Genomic DNA, 18,144 nt, shown 5'->3' with positions numbered 1-18,144 from the left:
TGGAAAGATTTTCATGGAAGAGGTTGTAAAGCCAAACAAGCTTAAAATCGGAGAAGTAGCGGGACTTTTACAAGTGTCAAGATTAACAGTATCTAAAATTGTTAATGAAAAGAGCGGCATAACACCGAATGTTGCGCTTCGAATACAGGCTGTATTTGGAGGTAGCGCAGATATATGGACTAGAATGCAGAATAAATATGACATGGCAATTGCAGTAAAGGAATATAATCGAAATAGTCCAAAATTGAAAAAGTTTGAAAAGGTCTAAGTACCTACTGGTTCAAGACTTAGTCTTGGACCATAAACATGACAGTCTTCAGACTGTGCTAAATACAGTCTTCAGACTGCCAATAGAATGATCCAATTCGCCGCGGCGAATTGAACTACTACTCTACCAAAATTGCTTCTATCAGCCTATCCAGCAACCTAGCATAATTCGGAGTACTCAAGTAAAGATAATTTTTCAGGAGAGGGTAAAATTCCTGCTTTTAGAGGGTATTTAGCGAATATTAGTTCTTAAAGATCAAATAACTGTTTGATTTTTTGATTGATATTTTCCGTTTGGTTTTCATGGATATGGCCCAATCTTCTTTTTATTAAAGCTATACTGGATTTAAATTTAGACTGCTTTTACATCTTTAAGCGAATAAATTTCTTCCTCTTCGTCTTTTAAAAAATCAAATCCAGGATTATTAGAGATAATTTTTAACCATTCATTTTCATCGTTTATTTCTTCTTCCAATAGAATTAAGACTTTAACATTTTTATCAGCCTCCTTCAAATCCAAATCTAATTTCAGTCTGAAGACTGTGAATTTTATGGTTCAAGTCTGAAGACTTGAACCACCTACCCATCACCCTCAATCCCCCGCATTCCAATACGCCATCCTTTCGCAACTGTCCACTTCGACGCTATAAAAGTCAAATTCCTGCGTCACCTTTCCTTTGACCAGGTAGATGCCCCGGCCTTTGAAAGGGTGCTTTTTGACCACGGGAGGGAAGTGTACCGTGTCTATCCAGTCGCCCTCCCGGTCGATAAAGGTACCGAAGTTCATTATATCCCCCTTGACCGTCCGGGTGTACTTGATGGTGACGAGGTAACCGATGATCTGTACGGACTTACCCAAGTGCTGCTTTAAATCCCTTGCTTTGATACTCGGTATTGTTTGATCCTTGACCAAGTGAAAAGGAGAGTCCAAGGGGAACTCCAGAATATCAATCTGATCCACGATCTCCTGCCGTACATCGGATTTCTCCAGTTTGGGCACCTGCAGTTCACGGAAACCTGACTGTCTGAACAGTTCATTACCAGTGGCTACTGCCTTGCGTTTGTTCAGGATAAAGTGCGCTTCCCATAGCAATTCCTGTTTGCTCTTTCCGGTAAAGCGAAAACAACCGATTCGGATTAGAATAAGTACCTGTTCCAAACTGATCTCTATCTGGGCGATAAAGTCGGACAAACCTGCAAACCATCCATTCGCCCTGCGCTCAGTCAGGATTTTCTCCACGGTGTTCTTTTCCAGATACTTCAGGTGGATAAAGCCTATATACACCACCTTGCCCTTGATATTGGTAAGGTAATCGCTCTCGTTGATATGGGGTGCTTGGATGTCGGCACCGTTCATGCGGAGTTCGTGGAAGTAGAATTCGGTGTGGTAAAATCCCCCGAAATTATTGATCACCCCAACCATAAATTCCAAAGGGAAATAAGCTTTCAGGTACAAGCTCTGATAACTCTCTACTGCAAATGATGCAGAATGCCCCTTGGCAAAGGAATATCCCGCAAAAATCTCGATCTGATGCCATACTTCTGCTGTAATCTTGGCGTCACGTCCCAGTCTTTTACAGTTCGCAAAAAACTGATCATGTACCCGCTTGAATTCATCCTTGGAGCGGGACTTGCCACTCATGCCCCGGCGGAGTACATCCGCTTCACTAAGTGAGAGTTCTGCAAAGTAATGCGCCACTTTGATCACATCTTCCTGATAGACCATGATGCCGTAGGTTTCGGGCATAATTTTCATCATCACCGGATGGGCTGTTTTTCTCCTTTCCTCATCTACATGTCTCAGGATATACTCCCGCATCATACCTGAGCGGGCCACACCGGGACGGATGATGGAACTGGCAGCCACGAGCTCTAGGTATTCGTCCGCCTTCATCTTGGCCAGCAACATCCGCATGGCAGGAGACTCCACATAAAAGGCTCCGATCGTATGACCATTCCGCAGGTGTTGCTTGATCTTGGGGTCTCTTTTGAATTTCTCCACTTCACGAATGTCCACTTTCACTCCTTGGTTTTGGTAGATGATTTCCAGGGCACTTTTGATATGGCCCAGACCCCGCTGGGAGAGGATGTCGAACTTGTGCAGACCTATGTCCTCTGCGATATGCATGTCAATATGCGAAAGGGGGAAGCCTTTGGGAGGCATTTCGGTGGCGGTATAATGATGTATGGGTTTGTGGGAAATCAGAATCCCACAGGCATGGATGGTCAGGTGGGAAGGCATTCCGTGGAGTACCTGACTGTATTTGATAATCAGCTTTCCGTACTGGTCTGGAATATAGTCCGGCTTGCCGGCATAATAGATCAGGGACTCGATTTCGGTTTTTGGAAGGCCAAAGACTTTACCGAGTTCACGCAGCATGGAGTTGGATTGAAATGTGCTGTACGATCCCAAGAGTGCGACATGCTCCTGCTCTCCTTTGTTGTATTTTTCAAAAATATACTTCGTCACATCATCCCTATCCGTCCAACTGAAATCTATGTCAAAATCCGGAGGATTCTCCCGATAAAGGTTGATAAAGCGCTCAAAATATAAATCCAGCTCAATCGGATCCACGTCGGTGATGTACAGACAATAGGCGACAATACTATTGGCACCGCTGCCCCTTCCCACGTGATAAAAATTTTTGCTGTGGGCATAGTTGACAATATCGTAATTGATCAGGAAGTAGGAAACAAAGCCCTTTTGCTGGATAAGCTCCAGTTCCTTCTCTATTCTTGTGCTGATCTCGGCCGTAAGGTCCGGATAGCGGCTGATGGCACCCTTGAAGGTTTCCTGTCTAAGGTAATCGTAATCCTCCCAATCGGAGCCTAGAATATCCCGCCGGTTTTTGACTGCTTGGAAGTAAAAAGAAAACTGACAGGCTTCCAGGAGTTTCTGCGCATTGTACAATAGGTAGCTGTGTCCCTCACACCTTGCCACCATGTCAGCATAGCTGTACAGCATGTCACTTATTTCACCCTGTTCTTCCACTTCAAGTTTGCTGAGCAGCGTGTTGCCATCAATGGCACGGAGCAAACGGTGGGCATTGAATTCCAGTTTGGAAGAAAAGGTTGCAGGCTGTAACAATATCAGCCTGTCCTTATACCTGAACCATGGGGACTTGACGATACGGTTAAGCTGATAGGGATGCACACCGATGAATTCATTTTCCCGGAGGGCAAAAAACTTGGGGGGCAAAGGATAGACAATAAAGCTGTTCTGGAATGCAGGGGCCCTATCCGAAAATGGAATACCTTTGATACGGTGGTGGGAAAGGTGGCGGTTGAGTTCGTTAAAGCCTTCCTGATTTTTGGCCAGGCCGATGTATTGCTGCTTCGCCCCATTGCGGAAGTCTATGCCAATGACAGGGTGGATGCCGTTTTTCTGCGCTTCACGGATAAAAGGAAATACCCCCGCCACCGAATTGATATCGGTGAGGGCAAGGGCGTCGAGTTTTTTGCCCTTCGCTTCGGCAATCAGTGCTTCCACGGACATGGTGCCGTATTTGAAGCTGTAAAAGGAATGGCAGTTGATGAACATAAGTACTTCGTGATATAAGCTAAAGCGATATATGCTTCGTGATATAAATTAGATATATGCTTTCGGCGATATAAGTGGATATAAGCTAAAGCGATATATACTTGATATAAATGGATATATGCCTTCGGCGATATGGAGGATATTGAAGCCTATCTAGGATAGTAATCCGATACTGGATCAGCGTTAAGATTGAGGGTTTTATATCTATCTATATCGTCCCACAGGTGGGAAATATATCGCAAAGCATTTATTATAAATGTTGAAAATATTAACATTTATATGTTTATAATTTAAACAAAATAAACACTCATTGTCAAGTAATGTTCAGGTAATTGTCAATAAAAGGGAGATTGGGCATAAAGAATGGTTTCAAATTTGAAATTGAGACAAAGTACCCTTAGATTGGAAAATATTTTTGTAAAAATGGAAAACTGGGTTAATTACCTAAATGATATAGTCGAATACGATGTCAGGTGGAATATTTATAAAACTATCCTGATAATTTTGATTTTATGGCTGATCAAAAAAGGCGGCAATAAAATCATAGGAATCCGTACTGGGGAGGACATGAAGCGGGTGTACCATTGGAGAAAAACTGTTCAGTATACGCTGGTTTTTATCGGATTGCTTTTGGTAGGTAATATCTGGATCAGCAATTTCCAGTCAATCACCACTTTTCTGGGATTATTGTCAGCCGGTATTGCGATTGCATTGAAGGATATTTTTGTCAACATAGCAGGGTGGATTTTTATTTACTGGCGCAAGCCCTTTGATGTGGGGGACAGGATTCAGATAGGAGACTACATAGGCGATGTGGTGGACCTGAGATTGTTTCAGTTCAGCTTATTGGAGGTCGGAAATTGGGTAGATGCGGACCAAAGTACCGGCAGGATTGTACATGTGCCAAACGGGAAAGTTTTTATGGATCCACAGGCCAATTACAGTCAGGGGTTTGATTATATCTGGAATGAGCAGAATATAAACATCAGTTTGGATTCGGATTACAAAAAAGCCCAGATAATCCTGAAAGAGATCATGAACAAAATGTTTCAGTCTGATTTCAAAACAATAGAATATGCGCTACGAAAAGCGCAGAAAGAACATTTCATCTCATTCAGTCAATATACGCCCACCGTCTACTGCAAAATCCATGAGCGGGGGATTCAACTTTCATTGAGGTATCTGTGCAATCCCAGAAAAAGACGTTTTTTTGAGCATCATTTTACCGAAGCAATGATAGACAGGTTCAGAATGGAACCGGACATTAAAATCGTATATCCCATTACTTCTATTTACCTGGAAAAGGGAATGGGGAAAGGAAATAAAAATGCTTAAAAAAAAAGCCCCAAGGATCTGCTTTGGGGCTTTTTTCCAAAATGAAGGGTTGGTGGTATTTTATTTAATTTTAAAATGCAGATAATATAGGGAAAGCTGCAGCTGCAACTCTTCCTCAATCTACAGCCAATGCTTACTGACAGCTTACATTAGGGTTAAATGGAGTATATATTCCCTTTGGATTATTGGTCCACAACCAAACATGGAGTTGGTAGTGAGGGAAAGGAGGTCCACCTTTGGCATTGACTGGTTCTCCTTTTTCATTTGTGGTCATTTCTGTGTGGTCATCAAAGGGCTGATTACCCAGCATCGGGGGCCCTACATTTTTTGGATCGGCATGCCAAGGGCCAGCAGGTACCAGGTACTCTACAGCCCCCAATCTAAACCCTCCATTTTTCATGGGTTCATATACCAAGACTCCAGGCTCAGCGGGATTCACAAAAGGACCGATACGGCTCATGTTGACAGCATGATGTCCCATACCGCCCAAATTAGGTACTTCAACGCAGTGTGGGTCCAATACATATTTGTCAGCCTCAGCTGACGAAAGCCGGTGGTATTTGGCAGTGGCAGCCCGTATGCCGGCGAGAAGCCGATTCTGATTGGAGGGATTCATTCTAAGAGAAATCCCGATATCATCATCCAAAATTGCAAGTTCCTCTGTACTCAGATTCGATTCCTGTGAAGGTTGAACGGAATCTTCCGTGATGCTTTCATGGATGCATCCTCCCATTATCAGGCAAACCGCCAAGCCAAACATGAAGGCGGCAGATAAATGTGTTTTTCTTGTCATGGTGTTGTGTTTTTTTGGGTTAAAAGAAAGTTGTTTAAAATAAGCTGATCAACTAATGGGAATTGGAATGGAAGAAATTCACATTCGAAATTATCATTGGTTTTATTTGGTGAATTTGCTTTGATTGGGCACAGCATCCCTCACCCTAAAGGGTGATTTTTTTTAACACAAAAAAAAACTGCACATCAGCGCAGTTCATAAAGTTTTAATTATCGATTGAAACGTTGATTTAATCCCGTTTTTTTAACTCACCCCTTTTGATGGATTGAATAAACTTGGACCGTGCAAATGGATCCACAAGCGTGAACGGTCTGGGGCCGTAACGGTCCTGTATCTGCATGATCTGCCCTTGTTGGAAATAGCGCATATTTTCATTTCCTGAAGCTGGCATTCCTTCCGCCCACCTTAATAATGTTTCAGAACTCATGCTTCCTCTAGTATCTATAGCCATCGGTGCTTCATAATTCATCGCCAACACCGCCCGTTTAAACTCTTCTTCGGTGGGATAGGGCATGACCTCGATTTCTGCCAAAGATATTTCATCAACCTGCATGGTCAGGATAAGACTGATTCTGTCTTCGGGCACAAATTCCGGAACGCGATAAACCTGTCTCTGCAATCCTATAAAAGTAAAAACCACACTGTCGCCTTCCAGGACCGGCAGTGAAAAATAACCATAACGACCGCTGCTTGTGCCGCGGCCTTTCTTTGGTACATAGACATTGACTCCGGGAACAGCATCTGTGCTGTCAGCATTCAGGATGATTCCTGACAGTTGGATGACTTTTCTATCTTTCTGATCCTGGGCAATGGCATCCTGAATCCCGAAGAAGAAAAGGCCAAAAAATGACATCAGGGCTATATGTGATAATCTTATTTTCAAAGCAACTCCTTTAATAATTAATGAAAATTAACCGGGTTGAGTTCAGTTAACGGTTTTAATTTCGCTATAATATTAGCCTATTTTGGGATCATTTGTTTAATTTCAAAGCAGTTTTATTCGTTAAAAATTATAAATGCGACTTAAAAATATCAGTTTGACCTATGGGATGAGGATTTTCAAAGCTTTGTCAGAAGAGCCCAGAGTCCGTATTTTATCTTTATTGCAACAGAATAAAGAGCTATCTATTTCTGATCTGGAACACATACTGGATTTTACCCAGACCAAAACAAGCAGACATCTTGTCTATCTCAAAAATTCAGGATTGGTAGGAAGCCGCAGGGTGGACCAATGGATTTTTTATTATATTTTGGAAGAAGTGCAGGAAATCATTCAGCAGATTTTTAAGTTTATTCAGAAAGATGCCAACCTTATCAAGGATCAGGAGGTTTACCAAATTCTTTATTCCAACAGGGAGTTGGCAATCAATAAAATTCAGAACAATCCCTACCGAAAATAATTTACCCTTGAAAAAATACCAACATCTCTTCTTCGACTTGGACCAGACCCTTTGGGATTATGATAAAAACGTTCTCGAATCGCTTTCAGAACTTTTTGAAATATATCAGCTTCAAAACTTTGGGATCGTAGATTTCAAAACTTTTTTGGATGCATTCTATCAGGTCAATTTTAAGTTATGGGCGTTGTATGATTTGGGAAAGATGGATAAAAAAACTCTAAGAGATATCCGGTTCAAACTTATTTTTGAAAAGGCGGGAGCCAGGGATGATACTGTCCCCAAAGAAATGGAAGATGATTTCTTGAACAGGACATCTTCCAAGCCGCATTTGGTCCCCTATTCAAAAGAGATTTTGGAGTACCTGAAGCCTAATTACAAGATGCATATCATCACCAATGGTTTCAACGAAAGTCAAGCCCTGAAAATGAAATCATCGGGCCTGGAATCCTACTTCGATTTTGTAATCACTTCGGAGACAACGGGACATAAAAAACCCGATCCAAGGATTTTTCAATATCTTTTGGACAAGCTGTCTGTAAAAGCTACGGATTGTATCATGATAGGGGATAATCCCAATTCCGACATCTTGGGAGCTATCCAATCCAAAATTGACAACATCTATTTTGATCCCCATGGAAAAGGCATCGAGCATGTTCCAACATATACGATCAGGCATTTGAAGGAATTGGAAGAGATTTTTTGAGAGGCGAGATGCGTGAAACGAGAGCCAAGAATCAAGAGCCAAGAAACAAGAAGCAAAGCTTGCCCCGAGTATTGGGGAACCAAAGCCTGTCCCGAGTATTGGGGAACCAAAGCCTGTCCCGAAATCGGGGAGCCAAGAAACAAGAACTAAGAAAAAGATACGGGTATATAGAGCCGTCATTCAAAACGAGCTTGTGGAAAGTATGATTTAAAGAAAGCTTATAGCGAAGTGAAGAATCTCTTTCTCAAAGCAAAAAGGATGAAGACAAGATGCAAAACCCGAGATAGAGTTGTGAGTCAAAAGAAACATGGTAGATGATTTGAACAATACAATCTTTTTAATCTTATAACCATCCAACTTTTAAACCTTCCAACCTTCCCAACATCCAAATCCCTTTCCGGCAGGTTTTCCCGATGGGAAGCATTATATTTGGGGCATTAGAAACTTATAAACTCAAATAATATGCTTAAAGGATTTTTCAATGTTCCGGAACCGGTCAATGAACCGGTAAAAAGTTATGCCCCAGGTTCTCCTGAGAGATCGGAGCTTCAGGCAATGTTAAAAGAATTCAGGGCACAGCAAGCAGATGTGCCAATGTATATCGGGAGTGAAGAAGTGAGAACAGGCAATAAAAAGCCAATGAATCCACCTCATGACCACCAACATCTTCTGGGACATTTTCACGAAGGAGATGGCTCCCACGTAGATCAGGCCATCAATGCTGCGATGGGCGCAAAGCACGCTTGGGAATTGATGCAATGGGAGCAAAGAGCTGCCATTTTTCTAAAAGCCGCAGACTTGCTGGCAGGCCCATACCGGGCAAAGATCAATGCAGCAACTATGCTGGGTCAGTCCAAGAATGCTTATCAGGCTGAAATTGATGCAGCCTGTGAGTTCATTGATTTTTTGCGCTTCAATGTGAAATACATGGCGGAAATATATGCACAACAGCCTCCCGTTTCCGGTAATGGCGTTTGGAATAGAGTAGAGCAAAGACCATTAGAGGGTTTCGTATTTGCATTGACTCCTTTCAATTTTACAGCCATTGCAGGTAACCTTCCTACTTCTGCTGCCCTGATGGGAAACACAGTGGTTTGGAAGCCTGCTTATACCCAGATTTATTCAGCCAATATATTGATGCAGGTTTTTAAAGAAGCCGGCGTTCCCGATGGCGTCATCAACCTGATCTATGTTGATGGACCGACTACAGGAGATATCATTTTCAACCATCCTGATTTTGCCGGAATCCACTTTACAGGTTCTACGGGTGTTTTTCAGCATATCTGGAAGACCATTGGGGAAAATATCTTTAAGTACAAATCCTATCCAAGAATTGTAGGTGAGACAGGCGGTAAGGATTTTGTGATAGCCCATAAATCAGCAAATCCCAAAGCAGTGGCCGTGGGTTTGTCAAGAGGGGCTTTTGAATTCCAGGGACAAAAATGCTCTGCGGCTTCAAGAGCTTATATCCCTTCTAATCTTTGGGATGATGTGAAAAAATATTTATTGGAAGATCTGGCGTCCATGAAAATGGGACCCTCCGAAGATTTTACCAATTTTATCAATGCTGTGATTGATGAAAAATCATTTGATAAGATTTCAAATTATATCAGCAATGCCAAAAAAGCAGATGGCGTGGAAATCATATCAGGAGGTAATTTTGACAAGTCTAAAGGCTATTTTATCGAACCCACAGTGATTGTTACCAAAGACCCAATGTACACCACCATGTGTGAGGAAATCTTCGGTCCTGTTCTGACCATTTATGTGTATCAGGCTGAGCACTTTGAAGAAGCTTTGGAATTGGTGGATCAGACTTCACCTTATGCCCTGACAGGTGCGGTATTCTCCCAAGATCGATATGCGACTGAATTGGCTACCAAGAAACTGAGAAATGCAGCCGGTAACTTCTATATCAATGACAAGCCGACAGGTGCAGTCGTAGGACAGCAGCCATTTGGTGGAGCAAGGGCTTCAGGTACCAATGACAAGGCCGGTTCCATGATCAACTTACTCAGATGGGTATCTCCAAGGACCATCAAGGAAACTTTTGTTCCTCCTGTGGATTATAGGTATCCGTTTTTGGGAGGGGATTGAGGGGAGAGATTAGAAGCGAGAAGCGAGAGACGTGACTTTAGAAACAAGAACCAAGAAACAAGAACCAAGAAACAAGAACCAAGAATCAAGATATGTATGACCTTTGGGGTTTTTAAAACCCCGAAGGTCTTTACCAAGATTCTAAGCCTGCCCTGAATATCGGGGAACAAGATTTGGGAATGTAGCTTGATTGGAGGTTAATGGTAAAAATAGGGAAGACCTTCGGATGGATTTGATCCGGTGGTCTTTTTTTGGTTTGGACTATATTTTGAAATGCTATTATTCAAACCATGGATATAATGCATCAAAGTTAAATCAAGTCTTAAGTTTTTTTTTACCGGACATTGTTTGCAACATTGTTAATTGCATCTATTTTTAATTTTGAAAAAACTTTAGTGCTATGGTAATATTTGATTTTAGGAAGATGGTGTATTGCTTTGCAGTAGTTGTTTTTTCTTTTTCCTGTTCCCCAAAAAATCCCAAATCTACCGGATTTTTCACAGGTGATCTGAAGGAATATATTGTCGATACCCTTTATCTGGAAAAAGATACCCTCACCAAAAGCTTGCCACCAAGCCTTGCTTATGTCAAAAGCAACGGTGAAGAATATCTTTATGCCTTTGTCAATTACAGACTTTTGAAGTATAGTTATCCTGGAGGTAAGTTATTAAGTGTACAGGAATTTGAAAAGGAAGGCCCGGATGGCATTGGAACATGGATCGCCGGTCATTTGATTACGGAAGATGGCATGTTTTTTATTTCCGACAACAAACAGATCTTGCGTACAGATTTGAAGGGAAAAGTGTTGGATCGGATGGGATTACCTGAAGTAGGTGAAGAAAGGCTAAGCTCAAACTTCAATACGATGAACGGAAACTCTATGACCTGGATAGGTTCTGAGAAAAAGTTGATCGTCTTGGATGTGCCTTTTGTTCTGAAAGAACCGAATCTTTCGTATGGGGATTGGATTTGGTTTTTTGATTTTGAAAGTAAGGAGAAAATCCCGACTTCATTCAAATATCCAGAAGAATACAAACAATTTTTGGATGACCCTGAGTTGGGAGTTTATTCCCACAAATATGTTTCCGGAAAGCATTTGATCAATTTTCCTGCTACAGACTCGTTATTGATTTTGGAGGGTGAAAAGAAATTTTGGGTGGATGGTAAAAGTTCAGAGCCTTTGACGTTTGAAAAAGGAAAGGTTGAACCACAAGGGGAATGGATGGTTTTTCATCCAAATTTAAATTCAAGCCGGTACAAATGGATGATCCATGATCCTTACCGGAAAATTATCCTACGCCATATTGTTTTGGGTACAGAAGAAAGAAAGGATTTGAAGTTCAATAAAACCGGTTTTATCATTTTGGATGAGCATTTGGAGAAAAAAGGTGAGTTGTTTTTTACGAATGAAATGTTCTCAGGAAGTGGGTTTGCTACACCCCAAGGCCTCTATCTCAAATTGATCCCCCAACTAAGTGATGATTATGAAGGTTATGTAAGGATCCGCTTTGACCTTTGAGGTTTTTTTAACCTCGAAGGTCTTTACCTTTAAATTACCACATAGAAGCATAGGACACAGAGTTTTATAAACAATTCATGCCATGACTTTGAGTCATGGCATGAATGCATCGCGCTTGTTTCTAGGTTTAATCCACCTCAAAACCTTCGAGGTCAAAAAAAGACCTCAAAGGTTTGGCAGGACTTCACTTCCTTTTAAACAAGGAATCCACAAACTCTTTTCTGTTGAATACTTGCAGATCGGTCATTTTTTCGCCTACTCCAATGTATTTGACGGGGATTTTGAATTGATCGGAGATGCCGATGACCACGCCTCCTTTGGCGGTGCCGTCCAGTTTGGTGATGGCCAAGGCCGTGATATCGGTGGCTTTGGTAAATTCTTGGGCCTGTATAAAAGCATTCTGTCCGGTCGAGCCATCAAGTACCAATAAGATTTCATGGGGAGCATCATCGATGAATTTCTGCATCACTCTTTTGATTTTGGTCAGCTCGTTCATGAGGTTGACTTTGGTATGCAGACGGCCTGCTGTATCTACAATGACCACATCCGCACCGGTATCCACACCCTTTTTGACAGCGTCAAAAGCCACTGAAGCGGGGTCTGTATTCATCCCGTGGGAAACCACAGGAACGCCAACCCTTTCACCCCAAAGAATCAACTGATCAACTGCAGCGGCACGAAAAGTATCTGCTGCTCCAAGAATAACTGATTTTCCTGCACCCTTAAATTGATGGGCCAATTTGCCGATGGTAGTGGTTTTGCCCACGCCATTTACACCTACCACCATGATTACATAAGGTTTTTTGTCAGCAGGAAGATCAAAATCAGAAAGATCCGCACTTTTGTTTTCTTCCATCAGGCCCATGATTTCTTCCCTAAGGATGACATCAAGTTCTGTTGTACCCACGTATTTATCCTTGGCGACACGGTCTTCTATTCTTCTGATGATTTTGATGGTAGTATCCACACCTACATCTGATGTGATCAGGATTTCTTCCAATTCATCCAGAACATCCTCATCAACCTTGGATTTGCCGACTACAGCTTTGCTGAGCTTGGAAAAAATATTTTCGCTGGACTTTTGTAGTCCTTGATCAAGACTCTCTTTTTTGTCTTTGGTAAAAAAACCGAAAATTCCCATATCTATACAATTTTAGAATCCGAATATAATGAAAAAGTCCCTCCAAGACTTTGCTTGAAGGGACATTTACTTGCAAATGATTGCAATGTGTTATTTTTTCAAGGTGTCCTGAACCATAGTGGTCGGAACCATCTCTTCTTTGAAGGTATATGCACCGGTTTTGTCAGACTTGATCGCTCTGATTACCTTAGCATAAGTTACGCCGCCTTCTTTTTTCAGGGTTGCTACTACTTTCTTAGCCATATCTTTGGGATTTTATAGGTTGCCTAAGCAAAAACCTAAATTATTTAATTTCTTTATGTACCGTCATTTTCTTCAGAATTGGGTTGAACTTCTTCAATTCCAATCTTTCAGTTGTGTTCTTACGGTTTTTGGTAGTGATGTACCTTGAAGTACCTGGAAGACCGGTAGCTTTATGCTCCGTACATTCCATAATCACTTGAACTCTGTTACCTTTCTTAGCCATCGCTCTATATTATTTATTGGGTAAACCCGATGATTATCTAATTACAATGAATCCTTTTTCCTGAGCTTTTTTCAATACAGCAGTGATGCCTTTTTTATTGATAGTTCTTAGGGCTTTGGTACAAACTTTCAACGTGATCCAAGCATCCTCTTCAGGAACATAGAAGCTTTTTTTGTGCAAGTTTGGATAAAACTTACGCTTGGTCTTGTTGTTCGCGTGCGATACATTATTACCTACCCGAGGTCTTTTACCGGTGATGTCACAAACTTTTGCCATGATATATAATCTTATTATTAAAGACGTTTTTCCAATTGAGTTTGCAAATATCGGACTTTTACCTGAATTACCAAGGGCAGGGTTCGAAATTATTCCGTAAAGTTTTCTTTTTTAGACGTGAGACATGAGACATAAGATGAGAGAAACGAGTGATATTGAAAAGTTTGTACCAAGTACAATGTACCAAGTACCAAGAAGAGGGCACTTTTTAAGACAGCCCAACTAATCAACCTTTCTCCTTATATGGACAATGCTTGCAGCCGCTTTCACAGCAATAGCCCCTCCTTAAGTGGTATTGGGCGGTGAAAACCATGAGGCCATTTTCATTGATGTAATAGTCTCCCGGGATGAGTGGGATGGGTGCTGTTGTCTTCTTTTTGGAATTCATTCTTTTATCCTGAGGGCATTTGCTATATTTGCCGAAGTGATAAATACGGTGAAATATGCCCTTGATCGGGCAGCGAAATTACAAATTTTATGATGGAAATAATAAACTCAAGCAAGCAGGCGATAGCGCTGGAAGACAAATATGGAGCCCACAACTACCATCCCCTACCGGTGGTGTTGGCAAAAGGTGAAGGCGTATTCCTTTGGGATGTGGAGGGAAAGAAGTATTACGACTTTTTATCTGCTTATTCTGCCGTCAACCAAGGTCATTGCCACCCAAGAATCAAAAATACATTGATCGAGCAGGCAGGAACTTTGACCCTGACTTCAAGAGCATTTTACAATGATATATTGGGACCTTTTGAAAAATACATCACCGAGTATTTCGGTTTTGATAAAGTGTTGCCCATGAATACCGGGGCGGAAGGTGTAGAGACTGCCATCAAAATAGCGAGAAAGTGGGGCTATGAAGTCAAAGGTGTGGACGAAAATAAAGCCAAGATTGTAGTAGCGGAGAACAACTTTCACGGTAGGACTTCCACAATTATTTCATTTTCCAGTGATGAAAATGCCAGAAAGAATTTTGGCCCATATACACCTGGTTTTATTAAAATTCCTTATGATAATATCAAGGCATTGAAGGAAGCATTGGAAGATGATAATGTAGTTGCTTTTTTAGTGGAGCCTATTCAGGGAGAAGCCGGGGTATTTACGCCGGCTGATGATTATTTAAGAAGGGTGTCTGAGGAATGCAGATCCAAAAATGTTTTGTTCATAGCAGATGAAATCCAGACAGGCATTGCGCGAACTGGTTCGTTATTGGCAGTTTGTGGCAACTGTACCTGCGAGGGGCATTGCGAGAAACAGGACACTTACATCAAACCGGATATGCTTGTATTGGGAAAGGCGATTTCAGGAGGTTTTTACCCTGTATCGGCAGTATTGGCAGACAACCATATTATGAATGTGATCAAACCGGGTCAGCACGGGTCGACTTTTGGAGGAAATCCATTAGGCGTAAAAGTGGCTATGACTGCATTGGAAGTAGTAAGAGATGAAAAACTTGCACTGAATGCACGGAAATTGGGAAAACTCTTCCGGGTAAGGATGCAGAAATTGGTGGACAAGTATAAGATCCTAAAACTTGTCCGCGGCAAAGGCTTACTCAATGCTGTTGTCGTCAACGATTCTGAAAACAGTACCACTGCTTGGGATATGTGTGTTGCACTAAAGGACAATGGCCTATTGGCCAAGCCTACCCATGGCAATATCATCAGATTTGCACCACCTTTGGTAATGACCGAGGAACAGTTGCATGAATGCTGCGATATTATTGAGAAGGTGGTGAAGGAATTTGAGAAGTGAAATCTCGGAATAGGGTAGAAATACAATTGAAATAAAGTAGAAAGATTATTGAAATAGTTGTAAAAGATATTTATGGATAATGGATATTCATTTATATTTTTCCTTATGTACGGAACGGAAATATTTTCTAGAAAAACCCTCTAGGATATTTGAGATCTTGGAGGGTTTTCTTATTAAGGTTGAACAATATTTAAAGAAACAAAAGATTAGGACTGAACTGTAGTTTTCTGTTATATAAGTCATGTTTTCTTTTTTCATTAGCTTTGCCAAATCAAAGAACCTATTATACCATGAAAAAAGCGGTCATTTTCGACATGGATGGCGTTATCTGCCATACCAATCCCTACCACTCAATGGCATTCAAAGAATTTTTTGCCAAAAGAAATATGTATCCCACGGAGGAGGAGTTTGCTCTGCACATGTATGGCAAAAGCAATTCCTATATCATGAGTCATTTTTTTGGTAAACCAATTTCCGGAAGCGAACTCTTGGAACTTGAGGATGAAAAGGAGAGTCTGTTCAGAGAAATATATAAGGATAAAGTAGAGCCTATAACCGGGTTTATGAAGTTTTTCCATCAATTGAAAACCAATCAGTTTCTCACCGGAGTAGCTACTTCCGCACCTTTTGCCAATATGGAACTGATAGCGGGAGCTTTGTCTTTGTTTGACCATATGGAATCAGTGTTGGCGAGCGAGGATGTAACCAAACACAAACCCGACCCGCAGATATATCTGAAATCTTCGGAAAACCTTCAGGTTGAGCCTGATTTATGCGTCGTTTTTGAAGATTCATTTTCAGGAGTGACGGCTGCCAAAAATGCAGGTATGAAAGTAGTGGGAGTTCTGTCTTCCCACAGTAAGGAGGAGTTGCCGGTTTGTGAACTGTATATCCAAGATTTCAGAGAAGTTGATGTGGAGATGGTGTTGAAATTGATAGATTGAGCAATAGATATCAGCAGGGTTGTTTTAGTTATTTTTAAATTAAAACCTATTAAGCTAGATATTTGTAGATACCTGCCTGCCGCAGGCGGGTTGGATAATTATTGATACTGGTCAGTAGTGGCAGATTTGATATTGATAGATATTCCGGGAAAGCTAAATCATGCATAAATGTATTTATCATCTTGATGGATAGGAAATAGAAAATATATTTGCTTATATCTTGCGATCATGAAAATCCTACTTAGTTTTTTTTTCACCCTCATTTTGTTTTGGGAAGCACAGTTAATCCAATTTAATTTTGGTGAAGCTATCCATTCCCTATCCCCTCCTGTTGATAATTTCCGGGAGTATCTAAATGATTTTCTCGGTGATGATGATATTTTGCCTTTGGAGGAAAATGAAATATTGGTCATCAATTTATGGGCGACTTGGTGCAGACCCTGTATTCAGGAAATTCCCGAATTGAATGCACTTGTGGAAAAATACCAGGGCCAGGATATCCGTTTTTTGGCATTCACAGACGAAAGCAAGGAGGTTTTTGAAAAATTCCGGAAAAGAAGACCTTCATTTGAATTCAGTTTTGAGAAAAGTTTTGAAAATTTGGAGGCTATGTCAGTATTGATGAGAATGGATAAGGAATACCATGGCAGGGCAATTCCGCTGCATGTTCTGGTGAAAAAAGATGGCAGTGTCAAAGAAGTATTTGTAGGAGGTTCCAAATATGATATACAACGGATTGAAAGGTTTATCAAAAAGGAAATCAAAAGTAAAAAGTAAGAGGGTAAAAATAAAATCGTTTTTATCATAATAGTATCTTTGAAAAAAATCGAATCACCATGCTAAGAAGACCAAGAAGAAACCGAAAATCGCAGGCTATCCGCAACATGGTGGAAGAAACCAGACTTTCTGTGAAGGATTTTATATTCCCTATGTTTTTGATCGACGGGGTAAACCAGAAAATCGAAGTAGCTTCTATGCCCGGTATATTCAGATTTTCTTTGGACCTGATACTGGAAGAAATAGGGGAATGCATTGAGTTGGGTATCATGGCTTTCGATATTTTTCCTGCATACCCGGAAAGCAAAAAGGACAGATTTGCCAAAGAAAGCCATAACCCGGAGACGTTCTACCTAAAAGCCATTCATAAAATCAAAACAACCTTTCCGAATGCGGTAGTCATGACCGATGTGGCCATGGATCCTTACAGTTCTGATGGCCATGATGGGTTGGTAGAAAATGGAAAAATATTGAACGATGAGACTTTGGAGATATTGGCAAAAATGTCATTGGCCCAGGCCAGGGCAGGGGCGGACATTTTGGGTCCCTCTGACATGATGGATGGGAGAGTAGGTTTTATCCGCCAAATGTTGGATGACAATGGTTTTACAAATGTCTCCATTATGTCCTATACTGCCAAGTATGCTTCGGCTTTTTATGGTCCATTCCGTGATGCCTTGGATTCGGCCCCAAAAATGGGAGATAAGAAATCCTATCAAATGGATCCTGCCAATTACTATGAGGCATTGATAGAAGCCGATCTGGATACAGAGGAAGGTGCGGACTTCTTAATGGTCAAGCCGGCTTTGGCTTATTTGGATGTAATACGCCTGTTGAAGGACAATTCCAATCTGCCAATTGCTGCTTATAATGTCAGCGGAGAATATGCCATGATCAAAGCTTCAGCCCAACGTGGATGGCTGGATGGGGAAAGGGCCATGCTGGAATCTCTTCTCAGTATCAAAAGGGCCGGGGCCAATGTGATCTTAAGTTATTTTGCCAAAGAGTTTGCGCAATTAAGCAAGTAGCTATCAAACATTTTGGGTAGTCAGAATGAAAAAATGGCTTCAGCGTCATTCTTAACCACATATTAATACTCATGGAATATATATTGTGATATTTAAATAGCTACT

At 41.2% G+C, this 18,144-nt stretch carries 19 protein-coding genes; 10 read left to right on the top strand and 9 right to left on the bottom strand.

Translation table 11 applies throughout. The features are described 5' to 3' along the window. Positions 1–268: HigA family addiction module antitoxin (locus ACEW8O_RS04745; protein WP_373493473.1), on the top strand; the 268-nt coding region annotated here is incomplete at its 5' end. 351 nt (positions 269–619) lie between these two features. Here ACEW8O_RS04745 and ACEW8O_RS04740 read toward each other — a convergent pair. Together ACEW8O_RS04740 and ACEW8O_RS04735 are read right to left on the bottom strand one after the other, a co-directional pair. Next, a complete protein-coding gene (locus ACEW8O_RS04740; protein ID WP_373493472.1) occupies positions 620–787 on the bottom strand; it encodes a hypothetical protein in 168 nt (55 codons plus the stop codon). A gap of 72 nt (positions 788–859) precedes the next feature. Continuing rightward, on the bottom strand, positions 860–3,808 hold the full coding sequence (locus ACEW8O_RS04735) for a DNA polymerase III subunit alpha (protein WP_373493471.1): 2,949 nt from the start codon (positions 3,806–3,808) through the stop codon (positions 860–862). 423 nt (positions 3,809–4,231) lie between these two features. Here ACEW8O_RS04735 and ACEW8O_RS04730 point away from each other — a divergent pair, with 423 nt between their 5' ends. Beyond that, positions 4,232–5,143, top strand: coding sequence for a mechanosensitive ion channel family protein (locus ACEW8O_RS04730; protein ID WP_373493470.1), 912 nt, complete (start codon positions 4,232–4,234; stop codon positions 5,141–5,143). 133 nt (positions 5,144–5,276) lie between these two features. On the opposite strand, the gene ACEW8O_RS04725 is transcribed toward ACEW8O_RS04730, so the two are convergent. Together ACEW8O_RS04725 and ACEW8O_RS04720 are read right to left on the bottom strand one after the other, a co-directional pair. Next, the gene (locus tag ACEW8O_RS04725; protein WP_373493469.1) at positions 5,277–5,936 is read right to left on the bottom strand and encodes a hypothetical protein; all 660 of its coding nucleotides are present in this window, start codon (positions 5,934–5,936) and stop codon (positions 5,277–5,279) included. A gap of 229 nt (positions 5,937–6,165) precedes the next feature. Continuing rightward, entirely contained in the window at positions 6,166–6,789 is a 624-nt protein-coding gene (locus ACEW8O_RS04720; RefSeq protein ID WP_373493474.1) for a carboxypeptidase-like regulatory domain-containing protein, read from the bottom strand. 163 nt (positions 6,790–6,952) lie between these two features. Between ACEW8O_RS04720 and ACEW8O_RS04715 the strand changes: the two genes are divergently transcribed. The 4 genes from ACEW8O_RS04715 to ACEW8O_RS04700 all read left to right on the top strand — a co-directional run bounded on the left by ACEW8O_RS04715 (position 6,953) and on the right by ACEW8O_RS04700 (position 11,655). Next, on the top strand, positions 6,953–7,336 hold the full coding sequence (locus tag ACEW8O_RS04715; protein WP_373493468.1) for an ArsR/SmtB family transcription factor: 384 nt from the start codon (positions 6,953–6,955) through the stop codon (positions 7,334–7,336). A gap of 7 nt (positions 7,337–7,343) precedes the next feature. Then, positions 7,344–8,039, top strand: coding sequence for a YjjG family noncanonical pyrimidine nucleotidase (locus ACEW8O_RS04710; protein WP_373493467.1), 696 nt, complete (start codon positions 7,344–7,346; stop codon positions 8,037–8,039). Positions 8,040–8,501: 462 nt separating this feature from the next. Beyond that, entirely contained in the window at positions 8,502–10,136 is a 1,635-nt protein-coding gene (gene pruA, locus ACEW8O_RS04705; RefSeq protein ID WP_373493466.1) for an L-glutamate gamma-semialdehyde dehydrogenase, read from the top strand. Positions 10,137–10,536: 400 nt separating this feature from the next. Then, positions 10,537–11,655, top strand: coding sequence for a DUF4221 family protein (locus tag ACEW8O_RS04700; protein WP_373493465.1), 1,119 nt, complete (start codon positions 10,537–10,539; stop codon positions 11,653–11,655). Positions 11,656–11,839: 184 nt separating this feature from the next. Here the strand turns inward: ACEW8O_RS04700 and ftsY are convergent, their stop codons facing one another. The 5 genes from ftsY to ACEW8O_RS04675 all read right to left on the bottom strand — a co-directional run bounded on the left by ftsY (position 11,840) and on the right by ACEW8O_RS04675 (position 13,926). Next, complete coding sequence (gene ftsY / locus ACEW8O_RS04695) at positions 11,840–12,796, bottom strand: signal recognition particle-docking protein FtsY (RefSeq protein WP_373493464.1); 957 nt, start codon at positions 12,794–12,796, stop codon at positions 11,840–11,842. A 90-nt stretch (positions 12,797–12,886) separates the two neighbouring features. Next, positions 12,887–13,039 (bottom strand): DUF4295 domain-containing protein, encoded by a 153-nt coding sequence (locus ACEW8O_RS04690; RefSeq protein ID WP_194975791.1) that lies wholly within the window; start codon positions 13,037–13,039, stop codon positions 12,887–12,889. Between the two features lie 40 nt (positions 13,040–13,079). Beyond that, on the bottom strand, positions 13,080–13,262 hold the full coding sequence (rpmG, locus tag ACEW8O_RS04685; RefSeq protein WP_084120252.1) for a 50S ribosomal protein L33: 183 nt from the start codon (positions 13,260–13,262) through the stop codon (positions 13,080–13,082). A 33-nt stretch (positions 13,263–13,295) separates the two neighbouring features. Continuing rightward, positions 13,296–13,538 carry a 50S ribosomal protein L28 gene (gene rpmB / locus ACEW8O_RS04680; RefSeq protein ID WP_194975789.1) on the bottom strand — a complete coding sequence of 81 codons (243 nt, stop codon included), beginning with the start codon at positions 13,536–13,538 and terminating at the stop codon, positions 13,296–13,298. A gap of 226 nt (positions 13,539–13,764) precedes the next feature. Continuing rightward, positions 13,765–13,926, bottom strand: coding sequence for a DUF5522 domain-containing protein (locus ACEW8O_RS04675; RefSeq protein ID WP_373493463.1), 162 nt, complete (start codon positions 13,924–13,926; stop codon positions 13,765–13,767). Between the two features lie 89 nt (positions 13,927–14,015). Between ACEW8O_RS04675 and rocD the strand changes: the two genes are divergently transcribed. The 4 genes from rocD to hemB all read left to right on the top strand — a co-directional run bounded on the left by rocD (position 14,016) and on the right by hemB (position 18,039). Further along, positions 14,016–15,290: an ornithine--oxo-acid transaminase gene (gene rocD, locus ACEW8O_RS04670; protein WP_373493462.1), complete on the top strand. Its 1,275-nt coding sequence runs from the start codon at positions 14,016–14,018 to the stop codon at positions 15,288–15,290. A gap of 290 nt (positions 15,291–15,580) precedes the next feature. Continuing rightward, positions 15,581–16,234: an HAD family hydrolase gene (locus ACEW8O_RS04665; protein WP_373493461.1), complete on the top strand. Its 654-nt coding sequence runs from the start codon at positions 15,581–15,583 to the stop codon at positions 16,232–16,234. A gap of 228 nt (positions 16,235–16,462) precedes the next feature. After that, positions 16,463–17,011, top strand: coding sequence for a TlpA family protein disulfide reductase (locus ACEW8O_RS04660; protein WP_373493460.1), 549 nt, complete (start codon positions 16,463–16,465; stop codon positions 17,009–17,011). Positions 17,012–17,070: 59 nt separating this feature from the next. Further along, entirely contained in the window at positions 17,071–18,039 is a 969-nt protein-coding gene (gene hemB / locus ACEW8O_RS04655; protein ID WP_373493459.1) for a porphobilinogen synthase, read from the top strand. Positions 18,040–18,144 lie beyond the last annotated feature (105 nt).

The organism is Aquiflexum sp. (genome assembly GCF_041749095.1).
Taxonomy (GTDB): domain Bacteria; phylum Bacteroidota; class Bacteroidia; order Cytophagales; family Cyclobacteriaceae; genus Aquiflexum.
This window is presented reverse-complemented; position numbering and strand designations above follow the sequence as displayed.

Excerpts from the sequence above, each read along its gene's own strand:
- ACEW8O_RS04735 (WP_373493471.1), bottom strand. The coding sequence starts at position 3,808 with ATGTTCATCAACTGCCATTCCTTTTACAGCTTCAAATACGGCACCATG.
- ACEW8O_RS04730 (WP_373493470.1), top strand. The coding sequence starts at position 4,232 with ATGGAAAACTGGGTTAATTACCTAAATGATATAGTCGAATACGATGTC.
- ACEW8O_RS04725 (WP_373493469.1), bottom strand. The coding sequence starts at position 5,936 with ATGACAAGAAAAACACATTTATCTGCCGCCTTCATGTTTGGCTTGGCG.
- ACEW8O_RS04720 (WP_373493474.1), bottom strand. The coding sequence starts at position 6,789 with ATGTCATTTTTTGGCCTTTTCTTCTTCGGGATTCAGGATGCCATTGCC.
- ACEW8O_RS04715 (WP_373493468.1), top strand. The coding sequence starts at position 6,953 with ATGCGACTTAAAAATATCAGTTTGACCTATGGGATGAGGATTTTCAAA.
- pruA (WP_373493466.1), top strand. The coding sequence starts at position 8,502 with ATGCTTAAAGGATTTTTCAATGTTCCGGAACCGGTCAATGAACCGGTA.
- ACEW8O_RS04700 (WP_373493465.1), top strand. The coding sequence starts at position 10,537 with ATGGTAATATTTGATTTTAGGAAGATGGTGTATTGCTTTGCAGTAGTT.
- ftsY (WP_373493464.1), bottom strand. The coding sequence starts at position 12,796 with ATGGGAATTTTCGGTTTTTTTACCAAAGACAAAAAAGAGAGTCTTGAT.
- ACEW8O_RS04690 (WP_194975791.1), bottom strand. The coding sequence starts at position 13,039 with ATGGCTAAGAAAGTAGTAGCAACCCTGAAAAAAGAAGGCGGCGTAACT.
- rpmG (WP_084120252.1), bottom strand. The coding sequence starts at position 13,262 with ATGGCTAAGAAAGGTAACAGAGTTCAAGTGATTATGGAATGTACGGAG.
- rpmB (WP_194975789.1), bottom strand. The coding sequence starts at position 13,538 with ATGGCAAAAGTTTGTGACATCACCGGTAAAAGACCTCGGGTAGGTAAT.
- ACEW8O_RS04675 (WP_373493463.1), bottom strand. The coding sequence starts at position 13,926 with ATGAATTCCAAAAAGAAGACAACAGCACCCATCCCACTCATCCCGGGA.
- rocD (WP_373493462.1), top strand. The coding sequence starts at position 14,016 with ATGATGGAAATAATAAACTCAAGCAAGCAGGCGATAGCGCTGGAAGAC.
- ACEW8O_RS04665 (WP_373493461.1), top strand. The coding sequence starts at position 15,581 with ATGAAAAAAGCGGTCATTTTCGACATGGATGGCGTTATCTGCCATACC.
- ACEW8O_RS04660 (WP_373493460.1), top strand. The coding sequence starts at position 16,463 with ATGAAAATCCTACTTAGTTTTTTTTTCACCCTCATTTTGTTTTGGGAA.
- hemB (WP_373493459.1), top strand. The coding sequence starts at position 17,071 with ATGCTAAGAAGACCAAGAAGAAACCGAAAATCGCAGGCTATCCGCAAC.